Origin of the sequence: Thioclava sp. GXIMD2076, assembly GCF_037949795.1 — a bacterium.
GTDB lineage: Bacteria > Pseudomonadota > Alphaproteobacteria > Rhodobacterales > Rhodobacteraceae > Thioclava > Thioclava kandeliae.
The window spans coordinates 528858-545000 of sequence record NZ_CP149933.1 but is presented as its reverse complement, the minus strand read 5'-3'; the positions used below and the strand labels follow the sequence as shown (position 1 = coordinate 545000).

General features: G+C 59.8%; 11 protein-coding genes, 1 tRNA gene, 2 rRNA genes and 1 pseudogene (1 of these 15 cut by a window edge). 5 read left to right on the top strand and 10 right to left on the bottom strand.

What is annotated here, in order from left to right; genetic code table 11:
• The 4 genes from WDB91_RS16355 to WDB91_RS16340 all read left to right on the top strand — a co-directional run.
• Positions 1-1635 (top strand): 23S ribosomal RNA (locus tag WDB91_RS16355) (it extends 1196 nt beyond the left edge of the window).
• A gap of 78 nt (positions 1636-1713) precedes the next feature.
• Positions 1714-1828: ribosomal RNA gene (gene rrf / locus WDB91_RS16350) — 5S ribosomal RNA — on the top strand.
• A gap of 58 nt (positions 1829-1886) precedes the next feature.
• A tRNA-Met gene (locus tag WDB91_RS16345) sits at positions 1887-1963 on the top strand.
• 199 nt (positions 1964-2162) lie between these two features.
• A complete protein-coding gene (locus tag WDB91_RS16340) occupies positions 2163-2585 on the top strand; it encodes a hydantoinase B/oxoprolinase family protein (protein WP_339114692.1) in 423 nt (140 codons plus the stop codon).
• 157 nt (positions 2586-2742) lie between these two features.
• Here WDB91_RS16340 and WDB91_RS16335 read toward each other — a convergent pair whose 3' ends face one another.
• The 6 genes and pseudogenes from WDB91_RS16335 to WDB91_RS16310 all read right to left on the bottom strand — a co-directional run bounded on the left by WDB91_RS16335 (position 2743) and on the right by WDB91_RS16310 (position 11136).
• Entirely contained in the window at positions 2743-3636 is an 894-nt protein-coding gene (locus WDB91_RS16335; RefSeq protein ID WP_339114691.1) for a LysR substrate-binding domain-containing protein, read from the bottom strand.
• Positions 3637-3782: 146 nt separating this feature from the next.
• Positions 3783-4766 (bottom strand): annotated as a pseudogene (locus tag WDB91_RS16330) (aldo/keto reductase); the annotation flags it as partial.
• 121 nt (positions 4767-4887) lie between these two features.
• Positions 4888-5826 carry a helix-turn-helix domain-containing protein gene (locus WDB91_RS16325; protein WP_339114690.1) on the bottom strand — a complete coding sequence of 313 codons (939 nt, stop codon included), beginning with the start codon at positions 5824-5826 and terminating at the stop codon, positions 4888-4890.
• Positions 5827-5987: 161 nt separating this feature from the next.
• Positions 5988-9530, bottom strand: a complete 3543-nt coding sequence (locus tag WDB91_RS16320; RefSeq protein WP_339114689.1) for an ATP-binding cassette domain-containing protein — start codon at positions 9528-9530, stop codon at positions 5988-5990.
• 95 nt (positions 9531-9625) lie between these two features.
• Positions 9626-10735 (bottom strand): substrate-binding domain-containing protein, encoded by a 1110-nt coding sequence (locus tag WDB91_RS16315; RefSeq protein ID WP_339114688.1) that lies wholly within the window; start codon positions 10733-10735, stop codon positions 9626-9628.
• 50 nt (positions 10736-10785) lie between these two features.
• Positions 10786-11136: an EthD domain-containing protein gene (locus tag WDB91_RS16310; RefSeq protein WP_339114687.1), complete on the bottom strand. Its 351-nt coding sequence runs from the start codon at positions 11134-11136 to the stop codon at positions 10786-10788.
• A gap of 255 nt (positions 11137-11391) precedes the next feature.
• Between WDB91_RS16310 and WDB91_RS16305 the strand changes: the two genes are divergently transcribed.
• The gene (locus WDB91_RS16305) at positions 11392-12294 is read left to right on the top strand and encodes an arginase family protein (protein WP_339114686.1); all 903 of its coding nucleotides are present in this window, start codon (positions 11392-11394) and stop codon (positions 12292-12294) included.
• Positions 12295-12351: 57 nt separating this feature from the next.
• Here WDB91_RS16305 and WDB91_RS16300 read toward each other — a convergent pair whose 3' ends face one another.
• The 4 genes from WDB91_RS16300 to WDB91_RS16285 all read right to left on the bottom strand — a co-directional run bounded on the left by WDB91_RS16300 (position 12352) and on the right by WDB91_RS16285 (position 16118).
• A complete protein-coding gene (locus WDB91_RS16300) occupies positions 12352-13062 on the bottom strand; it encodes a cysteine hydrolase (protein ID WP_339114685.1) in 711 nt (236 codons plus the stop codon).
• Positions 13063-13250: 188 nt separating this feature from the next.
• Positions 13251-14339, bottom strand: coding sequence for an ABC transporter ATP-binding protein (locus tag WDB91_RS16295; protein ID WP_339114684.1), 1089 nt, complete (start codon positions 14337-14339; stop codon positions 13251-13253).
• 7 nt (positions 14340-14346) lie between these two features.
• Complete coding sequence (locus WDB91_RS16290; RefSeq protein WP_339114683.1) at positions 14347-15240, bottom strand: carbohydrate ABC transporter permease; 894 nt, start codon at positions 15238-15240, stop codon at positions 14347-14349.
• Complete coding sequence (locus WDB91_RS16285; protein WP_339114682.1) at positions 15237-16118, bottom strand: sugar ABC transporter permease; 882 nt, start codon at positions 16116-16118, stop codon at positions 15237-15239. Before WDB91_RS16285 ends, WDB91_RS16290 begins: the two co-directional genes overlap by 4 nt.
• Between the last annotated feature and the right edge of the window lie 25 nt (positions 16119-16143).

Genomic DNA, 16143 nt, shown 5'->3' with positions numbered 1-16143 from the left:
TGAAGTGCGTGGTAGCGGAGCGTTCTGTGATATAGAACGCTGCCTCCTTATCTCCTTCGGGAGTATTGGAGGCAATGTTCTGACTGTGAAGCCGGGCTGTAAGGCATCCGGTGGAGTGATCAGAAGTGAGAATGTTGACATGAGTAGCGACAAACAGGGTGAGAGACCCTGTCGCCGAAAGTCCAAGGGTTCCTGCTTAAAGCTAATCTGAGCAGGGTAAGCCGGCCCCTAAGGCGAGGCCGAAAGGCGTAGTCGATGGGAACCAGGTTAATATTCCTGGGCCGTGAGATGGTGACGGATCTGAACCGTTGTTCGACCTTATCGGATTGGTCGGGCAGCCTACAGGTCCCTGGAAATAGCCTCTCTATAAGACCGTACCCGAAACCGACACAGGTGGACTGGTAGAGAATACCAAGGCGCTTGAGAGAACCACGTTTAAGGAACTCGGCAAAATGCCTCCGTAAGTTCGCGAGAAGGAGGCCCCATCTGTAGGCAACTATAGGTGGGGGGCACAAACTAGGGGGTGGCGACTGTTTACTTAAAACACAGGGCTGTGCGAAGCCGTAAGGCGACGTATACAGTCTGACGCCTGCCCGGTGCCGGAAGGTTAAAAGGAGGGGTGCAAGCTCTGAATTGAAGCCCCGGTAAACGGCGGCCGTAACTATAACGGTCCTAAGGTAGCGAAATTCCTTGTCGGGTAAGTTCCGACCTGCACGAATGGCGTAACGATCTCCCCGCTGTCTCAAACGTGGACTCAGCGAAATTGAACTGTGTGTCAAGATGCACACTACCCGCGGTTAGACGGAAAGACCCCATGAACCTTTACTACAGCTTCACACTGGCATCAGGATTGTGATGTGCAGGATAGGTGGTAGCCTTTGAAGCCGGAACGCTAGTTCCGGTGGAGGCATCCTTGAGATACCACCCTTCGCACTCTTGATGTCTAACCGCGGTCCGTTATCCGGATCCGGGACCCTGTGTGGCGGGTAGTTTGACTGGGGCGGTCGCCTCCCAAAGAGTAACGGAGGCGCGCGAAGGTGGGCTCAGACCGGTCGGAAATCGGTCGTTGAGTGCAATGGCAAAAGCCTGCCTGACTGCGAGACTGACAAGTCGAGCAGAGACGAAAGTCGGCCATAGTGATCCGGTGGTCCCAAGTGGGAGGGCCATCGCTCAACGGATAAAAGGTACTCTGGGGATAACAGGCTGATGGTGCCCAAGAGTCCATATCGACGGCACCGTTTGGCACCTCGATGTCGGCTCATCTCATCCTGGGGCTGGAGCAGGTCCCAAGGGTACGGCTGTTCGCCGTTTAAAGAGGTACGTGAGCTGGGTTTAGAACGTCGTGAGACAGTTCGGTCCCTATCTGCCGTGGGTGTAGGATACTTGAGAAGAGTTGCCCCTAGTACGAGAGGACCGGGGTGAACGGACCACTGGTGGACCAGTTATCGTGCCAACGGTAGTGCTGGGTAGCTATGTCCGGACAGGATAACCGCTGAAAGCATCTAAGCGGGAAGCCCCCTTCAAAACTAGGTATCCCTTGAGGGCCGTGGAAGACCACCACGTCGATAGGCTGGAGATGTAAGTGCAGTAATGCATTCAGTTGACCAGTACTAATTGCCCGATTGGCTTGATTTGATCCAGTAGTAGACAGACACTCCTACAGATCAAAATCATGCATACGAACACAACTTGACTTGGACGCTCTTTATTCGGTTTGGTGGTCATAGCGCTGGCTATACACCCGGTCCCATTCCGAACCCGGCCGTTAAGGGCCAACACGCCAATGGTACTGCGTCTCAAGACGTGGGAGAGTAGGTCACCGCCAAACCTAATAAAGAGCGTCAATCATCTCTATAACGATACCCCCCCAATCAGACACATCCTTACGCGGGATGGAGCAGCCCGGTAGCTCGTCAGGCTCATAACCTGAAGGTCGTAGGTTCAAATCCTACTCCCGCAACCACTGAAATCTTACCAATTAGCCGCAAAGCCTCCTTAGGGAGGCTTTTTTGCTGTCTATCAACACCTTCCTCGAATGGGGCGGGCCTTCGTCTTCACCGAAACGGTGATGGGGACATGGGGGGCGTCTGCCGTTCACGACGGGCAGGTGGGCGTGCCGCATATGGGGGCCGGGGGCCAATCAGGCCAATGTCCCGATCGAGATGATCGAAGCTACCTATCCCTTGCGCATCCGCCGATACGGTATTGTGCCGGATACCGGTGGGGCGGGGCGCCATCGGGGTGGAAATTCCTTTATTCGCGAATATGAATATCTTGGCGAAACTGAGGGGCTTATGTCGCTACGCTCGGATAAACGCGATTACCGGCCACACGGGCTTTATGGCAGGCAAAAGGGCACTGGTCCGGTCAGCCATCTGATCCAAGGGGAAGAAATGATCGAGCTACCCGTGTTGGTAACCGAGCCCTACCCATTGAAGAAAGGAGATATTTTCCGTCATATCTCACCATCCGGCGGCGGGTTCGGCGCTCCTTCGGAGCGGTCGGCCAATGATATCCGGCACGATCTGGAGGCAGGGCTGATCTCGGCGGATACAGCAATGCGCGATTATGGATATACTGCGTAGGTGCTGGTGGGAGGATCGTGCATCAACGGAAGGAATAGCTGATCCCGGACCGAGCTTGGTCTTGCCCTCCTGAACTAGTCCTCCATCATTCGGGATAAACTATCCCAAAACCTAGACCGCTTCAGGGCGGCAAGGCCAGAGGCGTATCCATCTCCGTTCAGGTGGCGGACATATAGATTGCGAGCTGGCGGTCGAATGCCTCTAAATCGCGGCCCAGAAGCGTGCCGCGCGGGCGAATGATAGAGAAGCCGAAGCTGGTTCGTGCCTCGAATGGTCGTGTCACCCCGCCTGCAGCCGCGTGCAGCCGTCCGGTGCAGGGGTCGGCCACCGAGACCCCCAGACCGCGCAGCACCAACTGCGAGGCCAGTGTCGCCAGATGTGAGCGCACCACCACTTCGGGCGGAGTATTCATCTGGCTGAAGGCGCGCTCCATCATCACGCCGGTGGCGGTCGTGTCGTGATATCCGATCACCGCGTGGCCAACAAAATCCTCGAACCGGATTACGTCGCAGGCGGCGAGGGGGTGGCCTGCAGGCATCAGGCAGACATAGGGCAGGTGAACATTACGGATCAGATCGATGTCGTGGGCATGGCGGGTAGGGGCGGTAAATCCAAGCTGACACTGGCGGCTGGCGACCTGCCTGATGACATTGTGGGTCTGCATCGAGTTCAATGTCACGCGGAAATCGGGCTGATGGGGCAGGAGATCGGCCAACGTATCGGCAAGGATCGAATGCGCCAGTGCCGGCATCGCGGCAATCGAGACGGTCGAGCGCCGCCCCAGCCGAATATCGCGCGCGCTTTTCTCGATTGCGGTAAGTCCCACGAAAGAGCGGTTTACCTCGATCGCCAGCTCATGGGCTTCGGGCGTGGGCACGATTTTGCCACCGAAGCGGGTGAAGAGCCGCAGGCCCGTGCGCTCCTCAAGATCGCGGATCAACCGGCTAACGGCGGGTTGCGAGACATTCATGATTTCGGCCGCTCCCGAGACGGAGCCGCATTCGAGGACAATTTGGAAGGCTTCGAGGGCACGTTGGGAGAGGTAGGCCATAATTGGCCTTGCTCCGCTGAAGAGGTGGGTTCGGATGTTGGCGTGCTCTCGCAGGGGCTTCGCGCGTTACGCGCGGCGTTCTGAAAATCACTCTCCCCGGCCTCCCGTCCGGACGACGCTGTCCGGACGGGGCTTTCCGTGTCAGGCGGGAAGGGGGCTTTGGTGTGGACCAGCTCTGCCGCACGCAGATCGGCCCAGAAGGCTGCGGGGATGGTCTCGCGCAGGGCGGCTGTATCTTCGGCAATCCGCGAGGGGCGGCTTGCGCCGGGAATGACGGCGCTGACCGCCGGATTGGCCAGCGAGAATTGTAAGCCTGCCGCCTTCATCGACACGCCATGTGCCTCGGCAATGGCCCGTATCGCATCAATCCGCGCCTGCATCGGGGGCGTGATGGGGGCATATTCGAAATTGGGTCCGCCAACCAGCGCGCCCGAACTGTAAGGCCCGCCAACCACGATCCCCAACCCCTGAGCACTCACTTCCGGCATCAGCCGTTCAAGCGCGCGACTATGGTCCAGTAGGGTATAGCGTCCCGCCAAGAGCGAGCCGTCGGGGCGCGGTCCGTCGAGCGAGAGCAGCAACTCCACCGCTTCGACGCGGTTCACGCCAAGACCCCAAGCCTTGATCACCCCTTCATCTCGCAATCGATCCAGCGTCACGAAGGCGCCTTTGCGGGCCTGATCGAACACGCTGATCCAGTCGTCGCCCCAGAAATCTTGCGCCACATCATGCACCCAGACGATGTCGAGCCGGTCGGTCTGCAGTCGTGCGAGGCTGTCTTCGATCGAGCGCATCGTGGCATCATGGCTGTAATCGCTGATGACCCTGTTTTTGCGCCCATGCGCGAAGACCGGATTATCGTTCGGCTCGGCCATCTCGTCGAGCACGACCCGCCCGACCTTGGTGCTCAGAACATAGTCATCGCGCGGCTTGTCCTTGAGGGCCTGCCCCATACGGATCTCCGCCAGCCCCGCGCCATACATGGGCGCATTGTCGAAATAGCGGATCCCGTCGGCCCATGCGGCTTCGACGGTCTCCATGGCTTCGTCTTCGGGGATTGCGCGGAACATATTGCCCAAGGGCGCGGCCCCAAAGCCGAGTTTGCTGGTCAGGAGATCTTTGAGCGCCAAGAGTGATGTCCTTTCGGTCTGCGTGACATCCCGCATCCGCAGGACCTGCGTCGCAGCTTGACGCAAATCTGCAGCTCGCACAGCAGACGAGCCTGCCCGATTGCAGGAGCATCTTGCCAGATCAGTTCCGCTCGAGAAGCGTCTTGGGCGTGATCCCGTAGGTCTTCTTGAACGCCTTGCCGAAATAGGAGCTGTCATTGAAACCATAGGCAAAGGCGGCCTCGGAGACGTTTTCGACGCGGCGTTCATTGAGTGCGGCATAGGCACAGGCCAGACGCTGGCTCTGCAGCCATGCCATAGGCGTTGTGCCCGCTTCGGTGAACAGCCGCGCCAAGGTGCGCATCGAGACATTCTGGGCAGTGGCGATTTCGGCGAGGCCCAAGCCGCTATCGGCGAGATTGTCACGCATGTAATGCTGGATGCGGCTCAGAAGCCGCTGGTTGCGAGAGCCGCAACTTTCTGCGCCAAAGCTTGCACCTATGGCTGCGGTCATCATGTCCAGTACCGAGGTCGAGAAGCCTTGCAGGGCTTGCTCGCGGTCACCCTGCGCCGAGATCTCGGAGGCTTCGACAATCAACGAGGACAGGATACGCCCATAAGGCGTGTCGCCCTTGAGGACGCGACCCGTGATGTCGTCCAGCTGGGTCAGGCGTGCCTGTGCCAGCGCGCGGGGAATGCGCAACGAGACGCAGCGGTAATCGGCATCGGAATGGTGCTGGTAGGGGCGGGCGGAACTGTAGAGGTAGATGTCCCCCGGTCGGGCCCATGTCTCGTGGCCGTTTTGCACCAGCATCGTGCGCCCCGACAGCATTGCCACGGCAAAGAAATCATCGCGCGGATCATAGCGCACATCGCTCAGGCGGCGCTCATAGGTGATCGGGCTCGACGCCACGCGTGAGATCATCATCTGCCCGAAAGGTAGGGCTTCTAAAGTCGCGCTGAATTCCTCGTCTTTGGGTGCACGCCCCATACACGGGGCATAATTCTTGAAGACGAGATCGTTCCAATAGGCGAAACGGTTCTGTGTCTCGATCTGGCTGGTGTCAAAAAGAGCGCTCATTGACCCTCGCGATAGCAACTTGGTTTGGACCGAGTATTTCTTCAAATAGCTGTTAGGTGAATGTCATCTTGGGGAAGATGGGGCGTGCACCCTATCTCCCCCGAGAAGCCGAGCATAATCTGCCGGAAATATAGGCTATAAGCGTAAATTTCCGGCATAAATTAGCCAGTCCGGCGACCGAGCGCGAAGAGGCTTGCCGCAAAGAGAGTCACCAGACCGACCAGCCAGTATTGCCATTCGGTGCCGACCTGCATGAAAGTCGTGGCCGAGAAGGTCAGCTGGATCAGCAATGCGCCGAAGATCGTGGCGATGAAAGATCCCATACCACCGCTGATCACGGCCCCTCCCAGCACCACTGCGGTAATGGCCATCAGAGAATAATTGGCGCCGGTTGTTCCCGAGCCTACCCCCACGGTCGCGGCCAGAATAAGCCCCGCCAACCCGACCAGAAACCCGTTGAGGGCAAAGGCTGCCGGTAGCAGAACCTTGCGTTTGGCGCCGAGTTTGGCCGCCGATGATCCGTCCGAACCCAATGCCCGCAACTTCTTGCCGAAGGCTGTGCGCATGAGCACCAGCTCCAGCCCGACTGCCAGCATCACGGCCACAATGGCGGCCAGTGTGACCGGACCGAAACGCATCAATGCACCGTCAATCAACTTGGCATCGATGATCCCGCCCGGCACCGGGCGCAGATAGAGCGAGAGCCCCTGCAACGCGAAGAAGGCTGCCAATGTGACGATGATCGAGGGAATTCCCAGCACCAATGTGATCAAGCCTTGCAAAAAGCCCATTGCGGTGGTGATGGCCAGAATGCCAATGACGGTAAACACAAGCTGCGTGCCCGAGATGCCGTCCGGGATCCAGAACGACGACAGCACCACGACGAACCCCGCCATTGGCCCGACCGAAAAATCGATCTCGCCTTGCAGGATCAGGAAGAGCTGGCCAAAGGCGATCAAGGCCAGCGTTGCCATCTGGATCTGCACATTGTCGAGGTTATAGGGCGACAGGAAGCGGCTGTTTACCGAGACCGCCGATTGCACGATCAGCGCGCAGGCCAGCGTCAGGATGCCGATGGCAAACCATTTGCTGTCCAGAAGGCCACGCAGCATGCTGCGCTCGCCTGTGGCTGGGCTTTCGGTTTCGCGGCGGCCACCGGCGGTCAGGTTGGCTGCGGTAATCTCGGCGTCATTGACGTGATCGCCCGAAAGCTCGGCTGCAACCTCGCCCCGCGCCATGATTGCCACATGGTCGCACAGCCCCTCAAGCTCTACCCCGTCCGACGAGGCCACGATCACGGCCACACCCTGCGCGGCAAGCGCCCGCAGCTTGTGGTAGATATCGCTTTTCGAGCCGATATCGACGCCTTTTGTGGGCTCGTCCGCGAGGAAGATGCGCGGGGAGCCAAGGATCTCGCGCCCGATCAGCACCTTTTGCTGGTTGCCACCCGAAAGGGCATTGATGGTCACGCCATGAGAGGGCGCCTTGATCCGAAGATCTGTCGTGCGCTCGGCAATCTGGCTGCGTTCTGACAGCCGGTCAATGCGCAGCCCTTCGCCGTTGACACCCGCGCCAAGGTTCTCGGCGATGCTCATCGACATGAAGAGCCCCTCTTTGTGGCGGTCGTCAGGCACATAGGCCACGCCTGCCTCGCGGGCGGCAGCGCGGCTTTGCCATTCGAGGGCTTCACCGTGCAGGGTGACGGTTCCACTATGGGGCGCAAGTCCCGCCAAGGCACGCATCACATCGCGCTGGCCCTGACCCTCGACGCCCGCAAGGCCCAGAATTTCGCCCGGACGCAGGGTGAGGTTGATATTATTGAACCCTTGCCCCGAGAAGTCACGCAGTTCGAGCAGAGGTGCCTCTCCCTGCGCCCCCGCTTTCGGCGGATAGACCTGTCCCACAGGGCGGCCCACAATCATCGATACGATATCGGCGCGGGTGAACGCGTCACGCGGGCGGGTGGCGATCAGTGCGCCATCACGCAGAACGGAAATCCGGTCGGCGATCTCTTCCACCTCGTCGAGACGGTGCGAGATATAGACGATGGCCACGCCACGCTCCCGCAGACGCCGGATCAGCGCAAAAAGCTGGCGGACATCTTCTTCCTTGAAAGGTTCGGTCGGCTCGTCCAGCACGATGATGCGCGGATCGGAGGCCAGCGCCCGCGCGATCTCGACGACATGGCGCTGGCCGATGGTCAGGTCCGAGATGCGCGCATGGGGGTCCGCAGCCAGAGCGCCCGTGGTTACCTGTGCGATCAGCGCACGCACGCGGGCGGCTCCTTGTGCCCCTTTGAGCGAGGGGTCGGCCAGTGACAGACATTCAAGCACGCTCAGATGCGGCGGCAGTGGCGGGTGCTGGAAGGCCACGGCAATCCCGGCAGCCCGGAAGCGGTCGGGATCTGCGCCCTGCATGCGTTGGCCATTGATGACGACCTCGCCCAGCGTCACCGGCAAAACCCCGCAGGCCACCGAGATCAGCGTGGATTTGCCCGCGCCGTTTTCACCGATCACGGCATGGACCTCGCCCGGCGACACCGAAAGATCGACGCCGTCTAGGGCTATGGTCTTGCCGAAATGTTTATGGATGTCGCGCAGCTCCAGCACGGCGGGTCTATTGGACACCGCCGCCTTCGGTCGCGAGGCCGGATCTTTGGGGCGCGGTTGCGGCCGGTTCCGGATATGCCGGATCAGCTGCGGCAGGGTCACGCCTGCCAGAATGATGGCCGCCTGCACGATGGACTGGATGGCATAATCAAAACCCAGCGACACGACGATCTGGTCCAGCAGGACAAGGAATACCGCCCCGATCATCGTCGCCAGCACGCTGCCGCGATCACCGTTGAGCGGGCTGCCGCCCACAATAACGGCGGCGACCGTGGTGAGCATATAGGGATTACCCGACAGGAGCGTGGGCGTAACAGCAAGCCCTGCCAGCATTACACCGGCCAGCGCGAAGAGAAGCCCTGCCGTAGTATAGGCCCCCAGCGTGCACAGGCTTACGGGAATGCCCAAGGCGCGCGCGGCATCGGCGCTAACAGCAGACATGAGGAACTGGCGGCCTGGACGGGTGCGCGAAATGCCCCAAGCGAGGGCGGCCCCGAGCAGCAGAAACGCCAGAAACAGCACAGAGACCAGACCGACCCGTGCGCTGGCGATCTGCACAAGCGCTGAGGGGGCCGAGCTGATCGAGCCGCCTGTCATCCAATAGACGAGACCGACCAGCAGGGAATTGGTGCCGATGGTGACAATCAGCGGCGGCACCCGCACAAAGGTGACGAGCGCACCATTGACCAGCCCGATCAGCGCGCCGCAGATCAGTGTCAGCGCCACATAGCCCAATGTCGCCCCGAGCCCTGCATCGCTTGCGGGCAGGGCGGTCATCATGACGGCCGCGACAGAAATGGTGCCTGCCACCGAGAGGTCGAAGCCGCGTTGCTGGATGACCAGATACTGGCCGATCGCGGCAACACCCAGCACCCCGATAAAAGGCGCCATCGCGAAAAGGGAGCCCGCCGACACGGCCCGCGGTGCCAGAACAAGCGCCAGTGCCACGAGAAGCACGACACCGAGGGCTGCACGGAAAGCCAGCGTTCCGGTGCTTTCCCGTAAAGTCTGGCGCAGCGCGGCTCCGGTTTGCGGCGTGGGGTCGGGGGCGGCCTGAAGGGAGGCCCCTTGATGATAGGGGTCGGGTGCGGGCATCGGGTGTCTCGTCTTGCAAATGGGTAGAAACAGGCGGGCCCGTATGCAGGCCCGACGGGCGTGGCGGCGGAAGTTTCCTCCCGCCGCGCTATGTTTTATTTGAAGATTGCGATCAGCTGCTCTTTCGACAGAAGCGAGGAGTGCAGCGAGACATCTGCCGGAAGATCAGGGTCACAGACTGGGTGGATTTCGGGATTGTCGGAGGTGCTATCGACCAGAAGATCCACATTGACGATGCTGGGCTCTTCGCTGTCGATATCATTCACCGCCGCAAGACCTTTACGCAGGGCAAGGCGGAAGATCCAGGTCCAGGAGCTGGTCAGACCCATTTCGAGTTTCGGCTCATTGGGCTTGTTCTCGGTATAGAAGCATTGCGCGCCGTTGGCATCAAGCCCCGTGACGGGCGGCATCGGACGACCAGCGGCCTTGAAGGCCCGCAGCGAGCCCAGAACGCCCACGCCATAATCCGAATACATGCCATCAATCTCGGGATATTTGGCCAGAAGCGCGGTGGTCACTTTCTGGTATTGTGCCGGATCCCAGCCCGAGACAACCGGACCCTCCAGAACATTGATGCCCGGATTATCGGCAAAGACCTTTTTCCAACCCGGTTCCTGTGCGGTGGTTTGCGGTGCCCCCGGCGAGCCACCCCAGACGATTACATTCCCTTTGCCGTGCAGCTGGTCGACGAGGAATTGCGCATAAACGCTGGCCATCTGTTCCTGATTTGGGGTGACGATGGTGGTGTAATCGGTGCCGATCTTGCCGGGGAAGTTCACGCCCACCTCGATCGGGATCACGACAGAGCCCATGCGCATCGCATCGCGCATGGCGGGGATAGCGGCGGGGCCTGCATCCGGCGGGCCAAGCAGGATGATGTCAAAGCCTTGCGCCGCGAGCGAGCGGATATTGGCCAGTTCTTTTTCGGGGTTGCCCTGACCATCGGCCAGACCGACCTCGGTGATGTTGGGGCATTTCGCGGCCTCGTCCTTGAGTTCCTCGAATTTCATCTGCCGGTTGGCATTCATGAAACCGACCGAGAGCGCCACTTTGATGGGCTTGGTGCCACAGAATTTCGTGACATCCTCGAAATCGGCTTCGGTGCCGACCTTATCGGAGTTGAGATTGGCGGCATGCGCCGCACCGGCCACAAGAAGGGCAGCGGCCACCGCGCCCGCGCGCTGTGTCAGGGTCTTGAAATTCATGATGTCTCCTGTTGGAAGAGCGTTTACGGGGCTTTTGCCCCTTTTGTTATTCAGTTGGCTTTGGGGAAAACCGCGCGGCGCGAAAGCGGCAGAGAGATCATCGTTTCGAAATCGATGAATTTCGCGCTGTCTGCCATCACCTCGGGGATAGCCCAGCATTCCTCGGCCTGTTGCTCTGTCTCGAAGCTGTAGATCGAAATGGCGTCATATTCGAGATCGCCCTCGGTCACATAGCGCGCACCCGCGCTGGCACTGGCGGCAGGGAAATGCTCGTAAGAAATCAGGCCGCGATTGGTGATATGTTCCAGCATCAGCGGGCCATGACGGTCACGGTAATACGCCTGAAATTCCTCCAGCGACATGCCGGGTTTGCGGCGGAAAATCATTGCGACAGAATACATTGGCTGTCCTCGGTGTTGGGTGTCTATTTGCTATGCGGCCCCTTTCGAGATCGGGCCGTTCCCCTATGGCTAGCAACTGGCGTGGCGCTGCGCCCGTACCCTGTTGCCAGATTGCGGGATTCTCTTGCCAGCCTTGGTCTCTGGCTGCCACGCGGCCATGATCTTGGCAAAATGCTCCCGTTTTCGGGCAATCTCGTCCGGTCGCATCAGGTGTCCGCGCTTTATCAAAGGTCCGAACACCGATTGGAGATATAGATGCCGCATTCCCCGACACCCGCGCCCCAAACGTCCCCCGCCCCCAAAACGTTACGCCTGAAGATGGCGCAATGGCAGGGCGGCAATCTGCCTGCCTATCATTTCGGAGCCGAGTTGCTGGCATGGCTGGCACCACCCTCCGACACACCGATGGTCGAAGTGCCCGTCGATCCGCCGAGCGCCGATCCTTTGCCGCTCGAGGATGGAATTCTCGCCAAAAGCCGCGTGCTCGCGCAGGCCAGATCCGCCCGCGTGCTGATTGATGCCCATGCGCCCGACCGTCTGGTTGTATTCGGCGGGGATTGCGGCGTGGATCTGGCGCCCTTTGCCTATCTCAACGAGAAATACGAGGGTGATCTGGCGATCCTCTGGGTCGATAGCCATCCCGATATCATGACGCCCGCCGAGTTCGAGCGTGCCCATGCGATGGTGCTCGGTGCGTTGATGGGGCAGGGCGATCAGGATCTGGCGGATATCGCGGCACGCAAGGTTGAGCCTGCACAAGTGGTTTATGCCGGTATGGACGAGATGAGCCCGCTCGAGCGTGAGCGCCTGACGGATTGGGGGATCCCGTTTATCGGGCCGGATCAGCTGGCTGAAACCAGCGCGCCTGTATTGGACTGGCTCCGTCAGAGCGGGAAGAAACATGTTGCGATCCATCTGGATCTGGATGTGCTCGACCCGAAGGGGTTCCGCTCGCTGCTGTTTAACAAACCCGGTAGTGACAATGCCGAATGGGCAGACACGCCGCAGGGCCGCATGAGCCTTGCGCAAGTGGTGCGGCTGCTGCGCGATGTGGCGGGAGAGGTCGAGATTGTGGGGCTGGGTATTGCCGAGCACCTGCCGTGGGACGTGATGAACCTGCGCGACATGCTGGCAGAGCTGCCGCTTTTATCGGACTAATGGCAAGGGGCGCCCAATTGGCGCCCCTGTTTTATATGCAGGCGTGACAGATCGGGTTCATTCAGCGGCCGCGCGGCTTTCCGCTCCCGCCTGTAAAAGCCCCACGACCTCTTTCGTGCTGCGGATATCGGCATAGACCGGATAGAGACTGTCCAAGCTGCCGTTATGCTCGTCATCATTCAGCGCCGCATTACCGTCAGAGATGAAGATCACCTTATAGCTCAGCTGATGGGCGTCACGGGCCGTTGCCTCGGAACAACAATTGGTGACGGTGCCGGTAATCAGAACCGTGTCTATATCGAGATCCTCCAGAACCCTCTGCAGATCGCAGGTGCCTTGGATGAACCCGCTGAAGCGGGTCTTGTCGAGGATCGCCTCGCCCTCGGCGACATCGAGACCCGGCCATAGAGCGTGATCATGTTCGCCCGCGGTGAAGCCTTTTTTCAGACCTTCGGAGAATGGCGTGCCAAGCATCGACCCATACCAGCTATTCCACTGCTTTTTCTCATCGGGATCATAGGTATAGCGCAGGAAAATATTGACGCCGCCCGCCGCGCGGACCGCTCGCGAGAGGTCATTGACATTAGGGACGATGTCTCGCGCGACAGGCACCTCGGAGACGGCGCCTTCTTCCATGAATCCGTTCTGGAGATCGACGATGATATGCGCCGTGCGCGAAGGATCAATGGTCTCGAAGGCATGGTCGCGGCCATTGCGGTTATGCTTGCCCCGAGCCAGGGAGGCGGGGGTCATCTTAATGTTATGCATCTGATTTCCTTTCTTGTTATCAGGGTTCGAGACCCCGGTGCAGACGGGCCTAGCGCAAGCCTGACCGAGTTTACAAACTCGGCTCGGTCAGTGCATGTCGCGGTGGATAGGCGGGTATGGGTTGTACTGTTTGCCTTGGTAAAAGCGGGTGTTTGCCGGAACTCTGGGCTGCGGTCGCGGGCAATGGATCAGAGGCGTTCCTCCGTTTTGGCATCGAAGACCGAAAGACGCGCGGCGTCATACCACATCGTTACCCGCTCGCCGGAAACCGGCACGGGCGACCAGTCGGAGGGCAGTTTGACCGACACGGTCGCCCCTGAAAGTTCCGCCCACAGAAGCGCATCGGCTCCCATGCTCTCATGCACCGAGATCGTCATTGTTGCGGGGCAATAGCCCTCTTCCGGCTCGGGTTGCAAATGTTCGGGGCGCAGGCCCAACGTCACCTTATGGCCGTTTTGTGGCGGTTCCATGAACGGATAGCGGGTCAGATCAAGCGTGCCTTTTGCCGTTTTCAGGTCGATCTTGCCATCGCGGACCAGTAATTCTCCCTCGATGAAATTCATCCCCGGAGAGCCGACAAAACCCGCCACGAATTTATTGACCGGCCTGCGATAAATCTCGTCGGGGGCATCGAGTTGCTGGATCACCCCGCCTTGCATAACGGCAATCCGGTTCGCCAGCGTCAGGGCCTCGACCTGATCATGGGTCACATAGATCATGGTCGTTCCGAGCCGGGCATGGAGTTTCTTGAGTTCGACACGCAGTTCGGTGCGCAGCTTCGCATCGAGGTTGGAAAGCGGTTCGTCGAAGAGGTAGACATCGGCATCGCGCACCAAGGCCCGCCCGATAGCCACACGCTGGCGCTGGCCGCCCGACAGCTCTGCCGGACGGCGCTGCATCAGCGGTTTGAGCTGCAGCATCTCGGCCGCGCGCGCCACGCGTTCGCGGATTTCGGGTTTGGGCAGGCGCGCCATCTCCAGCCCGAAGGACATGTTCTGTTCGACCGTCATCCGCGGATAGAGGGCGTAGGATTGGAACACCATGCCGATCCCGCGATCCTTGGGTTCGGCCCATGTCACATTGCGATCCCCGATCCAGATCTGGCCGCCGGCCACATCAGTGAGGCCCGCCACCGCGTTCAGCAGCGTGGATTTTCCGCAACCGGACGCTCCCAGCAGCACGAGAAATTCTCCGGGTTGGATATGGAGGTCGAGATTACGGATAACCTTATGTGAGCCAAAGGCGATATCGAGGTTTTTGATTGAGACTTGAGACATTTGCGGATTATCCTTTGACAGCGCCTGCGGCGATGCCGCGCACGAACCAGCGTCCGGAGACGAAATAGACGAACAGCGGGACAATGGCCGTGAGGATGGTTGCGGCCATATGGACGTTATATTCCTGTGCGCCCCTCGCGCTATTGACGATATTGTTGAGCTGCACGGTCATCGGCAGGTTGTCCGCCCCTGCGAAGATGAGGCCGAAGAGGAAGTCGTTCCATACGCCTGTCACCTGCAAGATGACCGCGACAATGATGATCGGCGTCGACATCGGCAACACCACACGCCAGAAAATGGCCCAGAACCCACCGCCATCAACCCTTGCGGCCTTGAACAGGTCCATTGGCAGGCTGGCGTAATAGTTGCGGAACAACAGCAGCATGATCGGCATCGCGAAGATGGTATGCACGGCTACGATGCCGCCCAGATTGCCATAAAGCCCCACCGTCGAGAGCACACGCACCAGCGGATAGATGAAGACCTGATAGGGCACGAACAGGCCCAGAAGCAGCCCGCCAAACAGGAGCTTTCCGCCTTTGGGACGCCAGAAAGACAGCGCGTATCCGGTGATCGCCCCCAGCATGACAGGCAGTGCCACCGAAGGCACGAGGATGAAGACGGAGTTGACGAACCCGCCCTGCAGCCCGTGACAGCTGAGCCCCGTGCATGCGCTCTGCCAGGCGGTTTTCCACGCGCCGAGGCTCGGGTGCTGGGGCAGGGCGAAGATCGAGCCCTGACTGATTTCGGGCAGCGTTTTCAGCGAGGTCGAAACCATCACATAAAGCGGAAAGAGAAACAGCAGCCCCGCCAGACCAAGGCATCCATAAAGTGCCAGCCGCCGCAGGTTAAGCCGGTTCGGGCGCAGGCCCTCGGCGTGACTCGGATAGAGATCCTTCATGATTTGGCCTTCCGCGCGCGATGGGATTGGACATAGAGAACGGGTGCAAGGGCTGCGATCATGGTGGCCAGCAGAACGACCGAGGCCGCTGTCGCAAGGCCAAGGTTCGACCGCCCGAACAGGTAATCCATGATGAATTTTGCAGGCAGTTCCGTGGCATTTCCCGGCCCGCCACCGGTCATGGCAACAACGAGATCGTAGGATTTGATCACCGCAACCGACAGAAGCACGGTCGAAGACACGATTGAGGGTCTGATCAGCGGCAATACTACGCGCAGGTAGTAGCGGCTTGCCGAGGCCCCGTCCACGCGGGCGGCTTTCCACAAATCACCATCGACGCCGCGCAGCCCTGCCAGCATCAGTGCCATCACCAGCCCCGAGGCTTGCCAGATCGCGGCGCCCGCAAGCACATAGATCGCACGATCGCGGTCCACCAGCCAGTCGAAGGTGAAACTGCTGAACCCTAGATCCTGAACGGCTTTCTGCAGACCAAGTGTCGGGTTGAGCACCCATTGCCAGACCAGCCCCGTCACCACGAAGGAGACCGCATAGGGGTAGAGGAAAATCGTGCGGAAGAGACCTTCGCCTTTTACCTTCTGGTCCAGCAGAACCGCCAGCAGGAAACCGATCACCAGACAGCCGATGATGAAGATCCCTCCATAGACGACCATATTCTCGAGAGATTGCGTCCAGCGGCTCGAACTGAACAGGCGCCGATACTGGCTGAGCCCCGCAAAATCATTGACAGGGATAGAGCGCGAGGTGGTGAAAGACATCCGCACCGTCCAGACGATGGTCGCGAGATAGGCCCCGATCAGGATGAACCACCCCGGCAGCAGCGCGACCTGTCGGCTGATATGTCTGTAATATCGTGTCATATTTTAGCCCTTTGTGATCCGGTAG